The following is a 14,437-nucleotide window of genomic DNA, read 5'->3' on the forward strand; positions in this document are numbered from 1 at the left end:
ACGTCCTCTTTCTCCTCGTCCCGCTGCCGGCGCATCGCCGCCGTGGCGAGCGCCCTGATGTTGATAGCCCTGCCAGCCGCCCTGCTCGCCCTGGTCGTGAGGGCGGGCGCGTCCGACGGACGGTACGGACGGCACCCGCGACGGTGGTGATGGTGATTGAGGCGCCGTGGCGGCCGGGTGGCTAAGTGGGGCTGTGGGGTGGTAATGCTGCTGTTCGCCGCCGTGTGCTGCGCCGCGCCCGTGGGGAACGCGATCAGTTCGTACGTCGCGTTGAAGGCGGGTGCGCAGGATGACGGCGGGATCGCCGAGGGCGGCAGTGCGGCGGACATCCCGGCACGGATGCTGGCCGCCTACAAGAAGGCCGTCCAGCAGGTCGGGAAGCATGTGCCGAAGTGCCAGGGCATGCGCTGGCCAGTCCTCGCTGGAATCGCCAAGGTCGAGTCCAACCACGGGGTGGGCCGCAACATCGCCGACAACGGGAGGCCAGGACGCGGCCCAGCAGGAGGGGCTCCCCGGCGTGATGCGCCTGTGCGTTCTCCTGCCGGCCGAGACCCGGACGGTCAGGGCCGCTGCAGGGGAGGAGATGCGCTGTGACGTCCTGCGCGCCGTCGTAGAGCGCCTCGCCGCCGGTGAGGAGCCAGTGGCGCCGGTCGGCAGGGTCGGTGACCGCGAACAGCACGGCGAAGGCCGTTGCCGCGCAAGGGGATTCCTCAGATCAGACCGAACAAGGAAGGAGAGCGTGACGTGGAGCACCGCGCACGGAGGGAGCGGTCGGCGGTCTCACGCAACGGGCATCGCCGTCACCGCCGGAGTCGGCGCGCGCCCACGGCCTCGATCGCGCCCAGGTCCACCTCTACCCGGTACGAGCCAGTGCCCCGACCTTCGAGCTCACAATCAACCCCCACCCGCTCCCACTCGAAGGACCGTTACCACCCTCACCACGCCACCCCCGGAAACCCCACTTCCTCCGCGAGGAATTTACGCAGGTCAACCCCATGCCAAGCCTGAGTGACGTGCATCACACCCCGGAAGGAGTCGTGGCGGACACTCCTGCGCAACGGGCATCATCGTCGCAGGCCACAGGCCATGAAAAACGGGAAGGATTTCCGACCGGCGCCCGCTCGAAGGGCATAGAACGCCCGGTTGCTCGACTGGCAGACAGATCGGCGAACTCCCTCCGGCCTGTACGTGCGGTACAGCTCTGTCAGCCGATCGCGGTTCTGCTCCGCGAAGGCTTCCGGCCGCTGCGGATACCCGGCCTGGTCCTCCGCACTGACCGACAGGAGGGCGACGGCCAGGCTCTCGCGGCTGTAGCCGGTCAGGTTGCGGAAGACGTGTTCAGCCACCGCCAGGACCCGGCTCAGATGTGCCTGGTCCACGCTCTCGACGGTCGTGATGAAACTGGTGACGGCCCGGCACGGTGAATCCAGCGTCACAGCCAGCACCGAGAGTTCGGTCGGCAAGGTGGGCAGGTCTGCTCGTGGCGGCCTGGATCGTGGCGCGCCAGCCCTCCTCGAACTGCCCGCCCCGCCCGCCCGATGCGGTGTCCAGTTCGATGGCTTCGCCCTGGGCGGCTTCCACGGCGCCGGCCTGAATCGCCGCGACCAGGTACGCCACCTCCTCGGCGCTCGCTCCCCCAAAGGTGCGCAGCGAGGCTAGACGGAGTTGGGCGTTCGCCGCGGTCTGCGTGTGGACGGCGATCAGCGGTAACTTCGCTTGTTTACCCGGTGGTTCAAGGCAGGGTCCTTCGGCGGCGGCGGCGGCGGTCGTGGGCGGGCCGAGCCTTGGGTGGGGCGGATGGGGTGTGTGTTACCTGAGTTCGACGGAGTAGTTGTCTCCGTCGAACGCCCATCCGTCGGTGCCTTCGCCGATGTCCTCCACGATGACGTCGTCGATGAAGTGGTCCTCGAACTCGTCGTCGGTGAGCTCACCGACGAGCCAGAGTTCCTCGATCTCGTCCCAGTGGCCCCGCTCGCCGTCGATGCGCAGGGGATTGGCATCGGGTGTGCCGCGCTCGCGCCGGTCGGTGCCGGTGGTGACCCAGCCGCTGATCTCGTACTGGCCCTTCCTGATGTGGTCGGGGATCGGGTCGGCGGGGACGATGGCGACGTTCTCGTAGGCGCTGTGGATGAGGTGGCGGTAGCCGCGGCGCACGGTGTACCCGGGGTCGGACAGCCAGTTGAGAAGGGTCTTGGCCGTCACGTCGAGGCCGGCTTCTTCCAGTGCCTGGTAGCCGCGGTGGGTGCCGGTGAGCTGGTTGAGCTGGGCGTGCCAGTGCTTGGCGTTGTAGGTGGCCATTCGGTGGCGGGGGGTGACCTGGGCGCGCAGGAGCTGGTTGAGGGCGGCGCCCAGGGAGTCGCCGCCCCCTGTGGGGCCGGCCATCAGTCGTCACCTTCGGGGATGAAGTCGCCGGGCTGGACGAACTTGGCTTTCACTTCGCCGAAGCCGGTGCCGATTTTGTAGGTGGCGGGGGGTGTGGTGTCGGGTGTCCAGAAGACGGCGGCGTCGACGTTGCGCAGGGCGACGAGGGTGTGGCCGTCCTGGACGGCTTTGAAGGCGACGGTCCAGTGCCGTACGGAGGCTTCGGCGACCATGCTCATGCGCCAGTCGGGCCGCCAGAACGGGGAGCGCTGGGAGGGGCGTTTGGGCCACAGCAGGCGCAGCGCGATCGACAGCCGGGTCTTGTAGTTCTTGTACGGTTCGCCGCCTCTCTGGATGAGGTCGAGGCGTGCCTGGCGGGCGGCGGCGTAGAACGGTTTGAAGAGCGACTCGTTGGCCTTGCCGGTCCATGAGTCGTGGATGGCCGGCATGGCCGGGAGGTGGCCGTCGCGTACGAGGCGTTCGAGCTGCTTGATGTGGGGGGTGGTGACCCATACGCGGCCCTGGTCGTCGGGCCGGTCGGCGATCCGGCCCAGCGGGTGCGGCATGTCGGTGCGGGGCCAGTGGGGGATGTCGATCTGGTAGATGCCGGCCTGGGATTTGTCGAAGGCGGTGAGGGGGCCGGTGTGCAGGAGCTTGTTCGGGGCGAGGGGGACAGCCGAACAGGCGGAGGGGAAGCTGCCGTTGCGGTCGATCAGGCACAGCACGCCCGCGCCGAACTGGTCGGGCACGTCGAGCTGGTTGCGCCGGACGCGTTTGCCGTTCGTGTTGATGTGGGCGACGCGGGTGCTGGTGACGTCGGGGTGGACCCAGCGGGGCTCGCCGTCCATGTTCTCGCTGATCAGCGGCCACGGACCGCTGTCGCGGTCCTCCTTGCGGATGACCGGGACCGGGTGCATCTTCGAACGGCCCACCGCGTCCTTGAGGATCTTCAGAGCGGGGAAGGGCGCTCCCTCCGGCTCGTCCTCCTCATCCCCCGGCACCAGACCGTCCCCGGCGTCTTCCCCGGCGTCTTCGTCGTCGGCCTGATCCGGCTGCCCACTGTCCGCGGCGGGCTGGAGTGTTCCGGCGGCCGGCCGCTCGGTGGGTTCGGCCGCCGCGGTGGCGTAGGTGTGCAGCGCGGCGGCGAGGCGGCGTCCCTCGGCGTCGTCGGGCAGCTGCAGTGGCGCCGCAGCCGCCTCGGCCAGGGACGGGCCGAGTTCCGCAAGAGTTTCCTGGTCGCCGCCGGCCAGCGCGGTGCGCACCGCGGCCAGTAGATGCGTGGCAGAGGCCGGCAGCCCCTGCCGGGCGCCGGACGTGTAGGGAAGCGCGGCTTCGGCCAGCTCCCGCTCCACGGCGCTGCCCGGACTCCGCTCTGGTCCTTCGCCCCCCGCCGGACCGGCGGGGGCGGCGCCGGCGTCGAGGAAGCGGGCGTGGAGCAGGTCGGGGCGCAGGTACGCCGAGCCGATCGCGCCGAAGTCCCGTTCCGAGACCGTCACTTGGACCTGGGAGGGGTCCTCGGTCGCTGCGAGCGTCACCAGGACGTCGGCGTCCAGGAGGTCCAGGAGCGCGGGGTCGGCGCTGTCCACAATGGCGAGCACCGGTACGTGCAGGGTGCGGGCGAGGGAGGCCAGGACCTGGGAGGCGTCCGGGAGACGGTCGCCGGACAGCGGGAGACGGGCGTTGTGGGCGGCCTGGAGCCGGTCCACGACCACCAGGGCCAGGCCCTGGACGTACGGGGCGGTCTCCGCGATGGCCTCGGCGGTCAGATCGCTGCCGTCGTCGATCATCAGCGGTGCCTGGACCAGATGCTGGGCAACCTGCTGCTCGTGCTCGGTGAGGCGTCCCTGCTTCAGGCGCGGGTAGTCGCCACCGGTCTCCGCGGCGAGGATCCGGCGGAAGATGTCCGCCTGGTTCGGTCCCGACGCCGCGTACAGGACCTGGTGGTTGTCGACGAGCGCGGTCTTCCGCGCGGCGGCCAGACCCAGCAGGCTTCCGCCGACGTTCGGGGGTGCCGCGACCAGGGTGAGCCGGCCTGACGGCAGACCGCCGGTCGCAGCGTCCAGGCCGGGCAGCCCGAACGAGAGGCTTCCGGCCGGACCGGGAGTGAGCACGGCGCCGATCACGTCGCCCAGCCTGGCGAGCCTGCGCGGCGCTTTGTCGTCCGGATTGCGTGGGCTGTTCACCGCACCTCCTGCGGGCGCCGCACCCGTGTGCGCGGCCGTGTCGGATGAGAGGACACCGGAGGCGGGCAGCAGCACCGCGACGGGCGTGATGTTGCGCAGGAGCACCTGGGGCTGGCCCTGGGCTGCCATCGTGATGAGGTCACCGAAGTCCTTCTGCGCCGCACTCAGCACGTGGGACGGGAACGCCTCCGTCTTCCGGGCTGCAGGAAGACGGTCCAGCGGTGCCAGTAGAGCGCGGTCCTGCCGCTTATGGATCAGCGTCGTGACCCCGTCCTCCTCGGCGCGCTTCACCAGGGCGTAGAGACCGTTTCGTGCCTCGGTCGCGTTCATCGCGGCCTCGTTCGGCAGCTGACTCACCCACCCTCTCAGATCTATCAACTCACCACTATGATAGATGCATTCACTCAATAATTCATTCGGAGTCACAATTTTTTTCTTTGAATCTCACTCATTAGAGGGAGGTTCGGTGTGAGGTGACGGCTTCAGCGGCGGCTGGCTCCTGGGGCGCCGCTGAGCAGCCGGGTAACTCCGATTCGGTAAATGGCGGCTCTTCTTGAGGGAGGCACAGGCCGCAAGCCGAGCTCAGGTTCGTAGTTGTCGGATCCGTCGATCGTTACTTGGCGGGCGGGGACATGAGCCGGTGGCTACACGTGACGCCTGAGCCGCGGTAGAGGGTTCTCCCTGCCCCGTACGAGTGGTTCCGGGCTGCCGCTCGCGGCCCCGCCGCGCATCTTCGACGTTCCGAGATCGGTTGAAGCCGACGATGTCCCCCTCCTGTCCCTCGGGAGGGTGGTCGTTTCGCGCATCGCATGAGGGCAGTCGGGTTCCTGTGTATAGCTCGACCCGAGGCACATGAACTGGCGGACAGGCCACCCCAAAGTGCCGTGCCAAGGAGCCGGCCCGCGTGAGTCTGCTCCCCTGGAACCGAGCAACGGAGCTGTCTGTGATGAGGAACGACACGGTAGCGGCGGACGTGCCGGCACAGCAGGACACGCGATGCACAATGGAGCGGATGGATGGGGGTGCGTCGTCCGCCCTGATGGAGCGCCCGACTCTTGGCCGGCTGCCTACCGGACCGACGGGGCTGGGAACTTCCGCCGCACGTCTGCCCAGGGCACTCTTCGGGATCCTTGCAGCAGACACCGCAAGCGAGGGCCCGGCGACACAGCCGCCGCCGGTGAAGGAAGCAGCAGCCCCCGACTCCAGTGGCGGAGACAGCCTGCGGATCCCCCGTTTCGTCTTCCCTTGGCCGGCCGCGATCCATCCCGACGTGGAGAGCGCCGAAGCCGACACCCTCAAGTTCGCCGTGGACTACGGGCTCGCGCCCGACGCCGCGTACCGGGCGCGGCTGGCCCGGACCCGGTACGGGTGGCTGGCGGCCCGCTGCTACCCGCAGGCTGGCCGGGAGTTCCTGCAGAGCGCGGCTGACTACTTCACCTGGTTCTTCATCGTGGATGACCTGTTCGTCGACCGGGTCCAGACCATCACCCCGCGCACCTTGCCGAACCTGACCGCCATGATCGATGTACTGGACCACCACCGGCTCGGCGCGGAACCCGTCTTCGGTGAGGATGCCTGGCTCGATGTCTGCACGCGGATGCGCGGGCATCTCTCGCACGAGCATTTCCAGCGGTTCGCGCACGGGATGCGGATGTGGGCCTCAACGGCCGGACTGCAGATCCTCAACCACCTTCAGGCAGAGCCGGTCGGTATCACGCAGTACGAGACGATCCGCCGCCACACCAGTGGCACCTACCCCTGCCTGGCCCTCTTGGACGCTGCCAACACCGGACCCATCACGGCTGCCGAGTACAACGATCCCATCACCCAGAGGCTGTGCTTGCACACAAACAACGTCATCTGCTGGTCCAACGACATCCAGAGCGTACGGATGGAGATGAATCAGCCCGGCCAGTACCTCAACATGGTCATCCTCTACACCCGCCAGGGCCTCCCCCTCCAGCAGAGCGTCGACCTCGTCGCCCACCGCGTCCGCTCAGAAATCGCCTCCTTCCAGAGCCTCGCCCTTACCGTCGAACCCCACGCCAGCCAAGAGATGCAAGGGTTCATCACCGGTCTGCGGAACTGGATGCGCGGCTACCAGGACTGGGTTGAACACGACACCCAACGCTACGCCGACGCCTACATCGACCAGGACGCCAACGACACCCACGTACTCAGCTAGGGGTCGAGCCGATTGCCTGGCTGTCTCGTGCCCGGAGGCCATTCCGGGCACGGGGCGTGACCACAACTCACAGTGACCGGGGCCGACCTCCGCCAATTACCAATCGGAAGCGCCAACTATCGGTAGTCGTCACAGAGGGGCCGGGCCGTGGCTGCTCACCGTCGGTGCTCGGTCTCTGTCCACAGGGCTGCGGTTCGAGGGTGTCTTCGAGGCCTCCGCGATCAGCGGGGCGGCCCATCGTTGAGGAGCTGTCATGCCCGAGAACACCGTCACCGTGCCGCTCGCCCCGATGCAGCCGGACGACGTCGCCGACGCCTTCGCCTACCTCCGGGCGTTGCAGGCCGGGGACATGAACACCGCCTGCGCGGTCGCCGACGACACGGGCCCGGAGCTGCACCGGCTGCTCCTGGACGTCGCCGCGCGCGTCTTCATCCCCATCACCGCCATGGACGACCACGACGGGGAGCCGTGCGCGCACTCCTTCCTCGCCGCGGCACTCGGGCGACTGCTGCTGGAGCTCCTCTGCCACAGTGTGTGCCTGGCCAGTGCACGGGGCATCGCCGACGCCATCACCCGCTTCACCGAGAACATCCTCACCGAGGACCGGGGCGACGTCGCCGACGTCCTGCGCCAGCTGGAGGCCGCCGGGATGAAGCAGGCGATGGAAGCGCACCTGGTGCGCTTCACCGTCGTGTAGTGCGCACCATCCGATGCCGGTGGTGCGCGCACCGCACCGCACCGCGCGCACCCGGTGCGCACCAGGTGCGGTGACGGCGTCGGTGGTGCGTGCACCGGCGCACCGCACCACCCATCGCGGTGCGCGCACCACCGGCCCCGCCGCAGCGCGCCGGGCGGGTGCCACGGCCGGGCGGTCTCCTATAGACCGCGACCTGACTCGAAGTCCGCACCTGGTCTGACAGGGGGAAACGTGCTGGGTAGCGAACCGGGTCTAGGTTGTGGCCGCTGTTTGAACGTGACCGTTGACCGCTCCGCTCTTGAGTCTCAGCAGCAGGTGCAGCCGGGCTTGCAGCCGCAGGCGTCGGCCTCCGTAGCGGCCGTCGTGCTGGCGGTGGGGATGGGACCGCAGCATGCGTCTCCGCGCCAGGCGTCGCGCCCTTCCTTCACGGCGACGGCGGCGATGACGAGGGCGGCGATCGGGTCGGCCCACGACCAGCCGAAGAGGCTGTTGGCGAGGAGTCCGACCAGGAGGATGGCGGAGAGGTAGGTGCAGAGCAGGGTCTGCTTGGAGTCGGCGACGGCGGTTGCGGAGCCGAGTTCGCGTCCTGCCTTGCGCTGGGCGGCGGACAGGAACGGCATGACCGCCAGCGACAGGGCGGCCAGAACGATGCCGGGGGTGGAGTGCTCGGCTTCACCAGTGCCGGTCAGGGCCCGGATGGCGTCGATGGTGACGTAGGTGGCGAGGGCGAAGAAGGAGACGGCGATGATCCGCAGGGTGCGCTTCTCGCGGGCTTCGCGGACGTCGTGGTCGGCCGCGGAGAACTGCCAGGCGACTGCGGCGGCTGAGGAGACCTCGATGACGGAATCGAAGCCGAAGCCGATCAGCGCGGAGGAGGAAGCGATGGTGCCGGCGGTGATGGCGACGATCGCCTCGATCACGTTGTAGGTGATCGTCGCGGCGACCAGCAGTCGTATTCGCTTGGTCAGCGCGTCACGCCGGGCCTGAGACGGCCCGAGGGATATCGCGGTCATCTCAGCAGCAGCCCTTCGTCTCGGCGTCGACGCAGTTCCTATCGGTCTCGACGGCGACGACCGCGGTACGGAGGTCATCCAGCGCATGTCCGAGCCGGGGGTCGGCAAGCTCGTAACGGGTGCGGCGGCCGTCCGGGACCGCGACGACCAGGCCGCAGTCACGCAGGCAGGCCAGGTGGTTCGACAGCCGGGTCCGCGAGACGCCGATCTTGTCGGCGAGGTCGGACGGATAAGCGGGGGCATCCCGCAGGGCCAGCAGCAGTTGGCAGCGGATGGGGTCAGCGAGAGCACGGCCGAAGCGCGCGAGCACTTCGACCTCCGGGGCGATGGTCAGCACCCCTCGACAATACAAAGAATCCTGAATTCAGGAAATCGTGGGCCGTTGGACGGCAGTCGCGCAAGCTCAGCGGTCACTGACCGGCTATGCACAATCTAGGAGCGATGCGCGCCCGCTGGAACCGGGACAAGGGGTGGGCCGGCGGTGCGCGCACCGGTGCGGTGCGGGACATCGGGTACGGCGCACCGGACATCGTCGGATGGTGCGCACCGGGTGCGGTGGCAGACGTCGCAGTGCGCATCAGGGTGGCGTCCATCGTCATCCGGTGCGCACCACGGTGGAGCCCACTCAGTGGAGGCCACTGAGTGGAGGCCATCGGGTGGAGCCCGGAGTGGACTCCACCCGATGTTCTGCATCGCCATGGGATGCAGAACATCGCGGGCTCCACCCGGTGGACGATGTCCGGCATCCTCACCACAGCCAGGCGTTGGAGTGCCGCACCCGGGACAGGGCACGGGCATCGCGGCGCGCGGCCGCGTTGCCGATCCGGCTCTGCCGGGAGCGGGGCCGGCGCGACTGCCCGGCGGCGAAACGGCGCCTCCCTGCGTCCCGGAGCCGCTCCCGCTGCTTGCGCAGCTCCTTCCTCTTGTCCGCCTTCGACTTGAACTTCCGGGGCCGCTTCCAGACCGGCTGCCACCCCAGGTCCTCGTCGAGCTCGGGCTCCTGGTCCTCGTCGAGCGCGGCGGCCATCTCCGCGCGGGCCGCACGGGCGCGGGCGAGTGCGTCGTCGGGGTTGGGCAGTTCTTCCGGGGTGCTCATGCGACTCCTCCTGAACTTCGGCCCGGGGTGTGCTGGGTGCCGGGCTGTTGGGTGTGCTGCTGCGGGGTCGTCGCCGGGGCGGGCTGCGGTCGGGGCCCGTGGGCGAGAGCGCGCTCGCTTGCTGTCCTGGACGGTGGCGGCCACCTTCGCGGCGGCGGCCTCCATGGTCTGGCGGGTCTGCTCCACCGTGGCCACGCCGGTCTCCGCCTCCAGGAGGCGGCCGTCCTTCCGGTCCGTGCGGAACGGCCGCGGGTGCGACCTCGAGGCGGCGGACACAGCGACGGCGTACGGCAGGCGACGGGAGCCCAGGCGCTCCGCACGCCGCGCGGCGCGGACCCGGGCGGCCAGGGCGCCGGCGGCGAGGCGGGCCCGCTCGTACGGGGCCGCGGTGCGCTTACGGGTCAGCGGGCGCAGCACGGCCTGGTCCTCGGTGTCGCTCGGGTACAGGGCGCGCAGGTCGGCGGTCATCATCCGGCGGCCGACCGGGCGGGTGTAGTCGTCGACGACCGCTTGCACGATCCGTTCGTCCAGGCCCGCCTGGTGGGGTCGGCCGCGCAGGACGTAGGCGAGGTGGCGGCGGGCTTCGGCGAGCAGGTGCCGTCGTTTGAACGCACCGCGCATGACGTACACCACGGCGACGGTGTCCACCGACGCCAGGGCGATGTCGACCACCGGCCGCACCCGGGCCCACACCGCCGCGGCCGCCGCCCTCGCCCGCACGGCGAGCCGGGAGACGACGTCGACGCCGTACGCCCGGATCGCCGACTTCCTCCAGTCGTCGCGCAGCTTGGTCAGCGACCGCGGCGTCTCGGGCTTCGGCGGTCGTGTCCGGTCGGCGGCCTTCCCGCCCAGCGCATAGGCGGCCTGCTCCCCCGGCGCATGCCCGTGCTCCTCTTCGTAGTCAGTGGTGAAGACGGCCAGCGCGTCCTCGATCTGCTGGCGGCGGGTGGACTGCCAGCCGATGAGCCGCTGATCAATGCCCGCGACCTCCATGACGGGCCGGCGGCCGGGCGTCACCTCGCGCGGCTCCCACGCCCATCCGAGCCGCGCGGACACCTACCTCCTCCATGAAGAACAAGGAGTAGAGAGTGCCCGCGGCGACGACGTTCTCCAGCATCGAGTCCGCCGACAGGTTGCCCCACTTCCCGTCCGGCCGCCGGGCGCGGATCGACACCAGGCCGTGGTCATGGAGCAGGGGCTGCCCGGCTCTCGACTCGTAGTGCCGGAACACCGCGACGATCAGACCGTCCTTCACCGGCTTGCGGTGCTTGCCGCCGCTCCCCCAGCGGATCTGTGCGACCGCATCCTCCAGCCACGCCAGCGCCTTGTCCCGGGCGATGTCCTGGCACAGCTCCAGCACCAGGCGGTGCTCGTCATCCATGAGCGCCCACGAGATCTGCGCGGTCGACGGCGCCCGGAACACCAAGTCCAGGGCCAGCCACGGCGAGCGCTCCTTGGCGTCCTCGGTCTCCGGCGACTGGTTGTGCTCGATGGGCCTGCCCAGCACGGTCGCCCGCCGGGCCTTCGCCGGGCTCTTGCCCTCCGCCAGGTGCTCGCGCTCGATCCGGTCGGCGTCCGGGTGCCGGCCCTCACCCAGGAGCAGCTCAGCCTGCCGCTCGCTCACCACGTCCCCGGCCGCCAGGCCGACCGCGGCAAGTCCCCGCCCCTTCCAGACGCCGGGCGGAACACCGGCTTCGTCCTGCGCGGCGCGCAGCGGCTTGCCCGCAGGGCGGCGGCCGTCGCCGACCATCACGCTGCGGAAGTAGTACCGCCACCCACCCGGGCCGATCTTCTTCGCGCTGAGCATCGGGCCATAGAACACCGCCCATGAACTGCACAAAAGCGTGAACGGGGGCGCTTCCCGCCGGGCGGGAGGCCATCACCAGATCTTTACCGTGGCGCCCGCCAGGCGGACCGTCACGGCAGCCCGAGACGGTAAGCCGCCGACGTGTGCACAGTCCGCCGCATGTTGAACGAACTGATCTACGCAGACCCGTGCCCGCTGTGCTCGCGACCGATGCGACCCGAGTTCCGCAGCAGCAGCCGCTCCGCCCAGCAGGACCACCCGGCCCGCACCGACTTCCACCGGTACCACTGCGACATCTGCGAGGCCGCCCGCCCCCAGGAGTTCTACGACGCGATGCGCCTCCTCTACGAGAGCTGACCCGCCGTGCGAATGCTGCGCGCCGACCACGCGAGCACCACCCGCCACGAAAACGTCCACCGACCCTCCCCACCGTCATTGAGCGCACACCAACACACCGCACCCCCGACAACCCACCACAGCTGAGCGCACCGCGTCACCGACGCCCTTCAACACGACCAGCCACCACCGCCCCCGGCCGACCGGCCGGGGGCTTCGTGCGTCCTGGAGGAGTTCGCCGTGCCCACCTATGAGGCCCTGCCCCGCTTCACCACCGATCTGGACCGCCTCACCCACGAACAGCGCCGCCGGTTCCGCCGGGCCGTCAGCGCCTTCGTCCACGACCTACGCGCCGACGGACGCTTCCGCGCCGGCCTCCGCGAAGCGCTCAAGTTCGCAGATTCTCGGACGGTCCTCAGATGGAATCCGACGCGGATCGCTGTGTAGACGCATATTCCGTGCGGGTTCACAGGCTGCCCGAACCGTTGGCTTCCAGGCTGCGACAGGGAGAGGTGCCCTCAGGACGCAGAGGACGGGGACTCCTGCCGGGCTCACGAAACATCGGTGTCCAACAGTCGTTAGCGGAGCGTGCACCGAAATGACCGCACGCTGCCTGATGTGGTCTGCGCCGCCTACACCGCCGAGGACCTTCATGCTCCATCACGCTGTTCCCCGCCCCACGACCGTGCCCCCCCGAGGCTCGCGACCTGATGGGGGTTCGGCAGGCAGTGAATGACGCCTTGGATCGCTTCATCGACGCTAAGGAGCGCGGTCCTTACGGTGCGTGCCTCAGCGATCCGTTGCGCGTGTTGCGGGACTTTCTTGGTGCGCGGGGCAAACGCGTGCGCCCTCTCTATATGTGCACCGGCTGGTACGCCGTGAGCGGCGCGCCGCTCACGGCCGCGGTGCTGCAGGACGCAGCCGGCACCGAGCTGTTCCACACGTTCGCGCTGCTCCATGACGATGTCATCGACCGCTCCGAGGCCCGGCACGACCGTCCCACCGCCCACCGGCAGTTCGCCGCCTCCGGTGCCCGACGGGAAGGCTCACGGTCTCGGTGATGTGCGCCTTGAGCGGCTGATTAGCCATACAGGCCCCAGGTCATACAGGCTCGACTAGGGCTTGTCTCCAGTCCTGAGCAAGGTGCAGGACGCGGGCCCGTGCTGGTAGAAGTTCAGCGTGGCGCGTGTGGAACTCACGGATGACAAGCGGGACTTGACTGAGCTGTTTCTGTCGAGAGGCAGGTCCGGCCGTACCCGGATTGGCTGCGGCAGCAGTTCGAGGGAAGGGTCTGACGGGTTCATTACCGACAGCCAGCGGCGGGATGTGCGTCCGGGTTTCGGGGCCCCGGAGACCGTCTGGAACCGCTTCGTCCTGGCGCGTCAGCCTCCGAACGCCTGAACACGGAACTGCATGACGCGATACGGCCATCCGGCCTCGGTGTTCCACTGGCTCACTGACAGGTGGAGATCATCGAGCTTTGAGCCGGGGATGATGTAACCGCCGTACAGCTGGGCGACATGGGAGTCGTCCTCGGACCCCCAAGCCCCTCCCCAGATCAGCGTCTCCCGTGGCGCGGTGTAGAGGTTCGACGTGGGGTTGTCCATGATGATGCCGTCGATCCGGTAGTCAGCTGCGTTGAACCAGGTCAGGATCCACTTGCCGTCCAGCGGGCGCAGACACAGCTCGCCGAACTTCCCTTCCAGGACGGGCGTCGGGGGGTTGCCCCAGGACCACACACCGCCACTCCAGCCCCATGGCTGATAGGCGGACAGATCCGTGATCCGGTCGCTGCGGACCCGGTGCAGAATGATCGGTTTGTCCCGCTGGAATCCGGTCGAGTACACGTAGACATACCCGTCATCGCCGAGCCCCCAGGTGAGCAGCTGGAACATTCCGCCGTGCAGGTCGGAGGGGAACTTGGCGCCGGTGTGGGCCCAGCTCGCGCCCGAGTCGTCCGACCGCCAGATCTCGGTCCACACCACGTTGCCAAGGCCCTTGTTCACCATGATGTGGAGATACATGGTGTTGCCTATGGTGATCACGTCGGACGGCAGTACGGTGGAGAACACCGGGTTGTCGTGCTCGTAGTTCCAGAGCTGCTGGGCGTGTTCCCCGCCCACCGCACCGGTCCAGGTCACCGTTCCGCCGAGGTGCGCTGTGTTTCCGTGAAGCGCGACGGGCGAGCGCCACCATCCGCCGCCGACGCTCGCTCCCTCGAAGGTGTCACCGAAAACGAACAGCAGCCGGCCGTCGGGGGAGCGGGCAGGGATACCGAGGTCGGTCGCCTCCATGCGAAACCGTGTGGTGATCCCGGGTCCGGTGAGATCGCCGACCTTAGTCACCTGGACGGTGCCCGCCCCCGTACGAGGGCTGCCGGAACCGCCCGGGCCGGCGGCCCGGGCGGCGGATTGGGCGCCGAGCAGCGAGCCGCCCGTGATCAGGGCTCCGGCGGTAGCCCGGAGGAACGCCGACCGGCTCAACGGTGCACGGGACGATGCCCGCGGCGTGCCGGCACTCTCGTTGGCTTGCATGAACACTCCCTGATCACGGGCGGGACGCATGGCGTGGCTAGGGCAGATTCGTCCACTGGTGGGACGAGATCGAGTCGTTCATGTGAATGCTGGTGCCGTCGTAGTTCCAGTCCTGCAGGTTTTCGAGACGGGTAGGGTCGGGGGCTGGCGCGGCGGCGCATGACGCTCCGTTTCCAGCCCCCGCCACTTCAATCCGTGCATGCGGTTCTCCCGCACACGGCTTTC

At 69.1% G+C, this 14,437-nt stretch carries 15 protein-coding genes and 1 pseudogene; 6 read left to right on the top strand and 10 right to left on the bottom strand.

Annotation, left to right across the window (positions count from 1 at the left end):
• The first annotated feature begins 204 nt into the window (after positions 1–204).
• A complete protein-coding gene (locus AB0D14_RS43775; protein ID WP_362790776.1) occupies positions 205–594 on the top strand; it encodes a hypothetical protein in 390 nt (129 codons plus the stop codon).
• 470 nt (positions 595–1,064) lie between these two features.
• Here the strand turns inward: AB0D14_RS43775 and AB0D14_RS43780 are convergent, their stop codons facing one another.
• The 3 genes from AB0D14_RS43780 to AB0D14_RS43790 all read right to left on the bottom strand — a co-directional run bounded on the left by AB0D14_RS43780 (position 1,065) and on the right by AB0D14_RS43790 (position 4,901).
• A complete protein-coding gene (locus AB0D14_RS43780) occupies positions 1,065–1,463 on the bottom strand; it encodes a hypothetical protein (protein WP_362790778.1) in 399 nt (132 codons plus the stop codon).
• 346 nt (positions 1,464–1,809) lie between these two features.
• Positions 1,810–2,382 carry a hypothetical protein gene (locus AB0D14_RS43785; protein ID WP_362790781.1) on the bottom strand — a complete coding sequence of 191 codons (573 nt, stop codon included), beginning with the start codon at positions 2,380–2,382 and terminating at the stop codon, positions 1,810–1,812.
• Positions 2,382–4,901, bottom strand: coding sequence for a DnaB-like helicase C-terminal domain-containing protein (locus AB0D14_RS43790; RefSeq protein ID WP_362790784.1), 2,520 nt, complete (start codon positions 4,899–4,901; stop codon positions 2,382–2,384). The genes AB0D14_RS43785 and AB0D14_RS43790 overlap by 1 nt, the downstream gene beginning before the upstream one ends.
• An 820-nt stretch (positions 4,902–5,721) precedes the next feature.
• Between AB0D14_RS43790 and AB0D14_RS43795 the strand changes: the two genes are divergently transcribed.
• Together AB0D14_RS43795 and AB0D14_RS43800 are read left to right on the top strand one after the other, a co-directional pair.
• On the top strand, positions 5,722–6,729 hold the full coding sequence (locus AB0D14_RS43795) for a sesquiterpene cyclase (RefSeq protein WP_362790786.1): 1,008 nt from the start codon (positions 5,722–5,724) through the stop codon (positions 6,727–6,729).
• Positions 6,730–6,982: 253 nt separating this feature from the next.
• The gene (locus AB0D14_RS43800) at positions 6,983–7,426 is read left to right on the top strand and encodes a hypothetical protein (RefSeq protein ID WP_362790789.1); all 444 of its coding nucleotides are present in this window, start codon (positions 6,983–6,985) and stop codon (positions 7,424–7,426) included.
• A 305-nt stretch (positions 7,427–7,731) separates the two neighbouring features.
• Here AB0D14_RS43800 and AB0D14_RS43805 read toward each other — a convergent pair whose 3' ends face one another.
• The 5 genes and pseudogenes from AB0D14_RS43805 to mobF form a co-directional block, all read right to left on the bottom strand.
• Positions 7,732–8,439, bottom strand: a complete 708-nt coding sequence (locus AB0D14_RS43805; protein WP_362790792.1) for a cation transporter — start codon at positions 8,437–8,439, stop codon at positions 7,732–7,734.
• Position 8,440: 1 nt separating this feature from the next.
• A complete protein-coding gene (locus tag AB0D14_RS43810) occupies positions 8,441–8,776 on the bottom strand; it encodes a metalloregulator ArsR/SmtB family transcription factor (RefSeq protein ID WP_362790795.1) in 336 nt (111 codons plus the stop codon).
• A gap of 411 nt (positions 8,777–9,187) precedes the next feature.
• Positions 9,188–9,535: a hypothetical protein gene (locus AB0D14_RS43815; protein ID WP_362790815.1), complete on the bottom strand. Its 348-nt coding sequence runs from the start codon at positions 9,533–9,535 to the stop codon at positions 9,188–9,190.
• A gap of 819 nt (positions 9,536–10,354) precedes the next feature.
• Positions 10,355–10,528 (bottom strand): annotated as a pseudogene (locus AB0D14_RS43820) (relaxase domain-containing protein); the annotation flags it as partial.
• A complete protein-coding gene (gene mobF, locus AB0D14_RS43825) occupies positions 10,509–11,342 on the bottom strand; it encodes a MobF family relaxase (RefSeq protein ID WP_362790797.1) in 834 nt (277 codons plus the stop codon). The gene mobF and the pseudogene AB0D14_RS43820, both read right to left, overlap by 20 nt.
• 159 nt (positions 11,343–11,501) lie before the next feature.
• On the opposite strand from mobF, the gene AB0D14_RS43830 reads away from it, so the two are divergent.
• The 3 genes from AB0D14_RS43830 to AB0D14_RS43840 all read left to right on the top strand — a co-directional run bounded on the left by AB0D14_RS43830 (position 11,502) and on the right by AB0D14_RS43840 (position 12,739).
• The gene (locus AB0D14_RS43830) at positions 11,502–11,699 is read left to right on the top strand and encodes a hypothetical protein (protein ID WP_362790800.1); all 198 of its coding nucleotides are present in this window, start codon (positions 11,502–11,504) and stop codon (positions 11,697–11,699) included.
• Between the two features lie 219 nt (positions 11,700–11,918).
• Positions 11,919–12,125 carry a hypothetical protein gene (locus AB0D14_RS43835; protein WP_362790803.1) on the top strand — a complete coding sequence of 69 codons (207 nt, stop codon included), beginning with the start codon at positions 11,919–11,921 and terminating at the stop codon, positions 12,123–12,125.
• Between the two features lie 263 nt (positions 12,126–12,388).
• A complete protein-coding gene (locus tag AB0D14_RS43840) occupies positions 12,389–12,739 on the top strand; it encodes a polyprenyl synthetase family protein (RefSeq protein ID WP_362790806.1) in 351 nt (116 codons plus the stop codon).
• A gap of 321 nt (positions 12,740–13,060) precedes the next feature.
• Here AB0D14_RS43840 and AB0D14_RS43845 read toward each other — a convergent pair whose 3' ends face one another.
• Positions 13,061–14,212 carry a DUF4185 domain-containing protein gene (locus tag AB0D14_RS43845; RefSeq protein ID WP_362790809.1) on the bottom strand — a complete coding sequence of 384 codons (1,152 nt, stop codon included), beginning with the start codon at positions 14,210–14,212 and terminating at the stop codon, positions 13,061–13,063.
• Between the two features lie 37 nt (positions 14,213–14,249).
• Positions 14,250–14,437, bottom strand: a 188-nt coding sequence (locus AB0D14_RS43850; protein WP_362790812.1) for a hypothetical protein, incomplete at its 5' end; no start/stop codon positions are given.

This window comes from Streptomyces sp. NPDC048484 (genome assembly GCF_040651415.1).
Classification (GTDB): Bacteria; Actinomycetota; Actinomycetes; order Streptomycetales; family Streptomycetaceae; genus Streptomyces.

Excerpts from the sequence above, each read along its gene's own strand:
- AB0D14_RS43775 (WP_362790776.1), top strand. The coding sequence starts at position 205 with ATGCTGCTGTTCGCCGCCGTGTGCTGCGCCGCGCCCGTGGGGAACGCG.
- AB0D14_RS43785 (WP_362790781.1), bottom strand. The coding sequence starts at position 2,382 with ATGGCCGGCCCCACAGGGGGCGGCGACTCCCTGGGCGCCGCCCTCAAC.
- AB0D14_RS43800 (WP_362790789.1), top strand. The coding sequence starts at position 6,983 with ATGCCCGAGAACACCGTCACCGTGCCGCTCGCCCCGATGCAGCCGGAC.
- AB0D14_RS43805 (WP_362790792.1), bottom strand. The coding sequence starts at position 8,439 with ATGACCGCGATATCCCTCGGGCCGTCTCAGGCCCGGCGTGACGCGCTG.
- AB0D14_RS43815 (WP_362790815.1), bottom strand. The coding sequence starts at position 9,535 with ATGAGCACCCCGGAAGAACTGCCCAACCCCGACGACGCACTCGCCCGC.
- mobF (WP_362790797.1), bottom strand. The coding sequence starts at position 11,342 with ATGCTCAGCGCGAAGAAGATCGGCCCGGGTGGGTGGCGGTACTACTTC.
- AB0D14_RS43830 (WP_362790800.1), top strand. The coding sequence starts at position 11,502 with ATGTTGAACGAACTGATCTACGCAGACCCGTGCCCGCTGTGCTCGCGA.
- AB0D14_RS43840 (WP_362790806.1), top strand. The coding sequence starts at position 12,389 with ATGGGGGTTCGGCAGGCAGTGAATGACGCCTTGGATCGCTTCATCGAC.
- AB0D14_RS43845 (WP_362790809.1), bottom strand. The coding sequence starts at position 14,212 with ATGCAAGCCAACGAGAGTGCCGGCACGCCGCGGGCATCGTCCCGTGCA.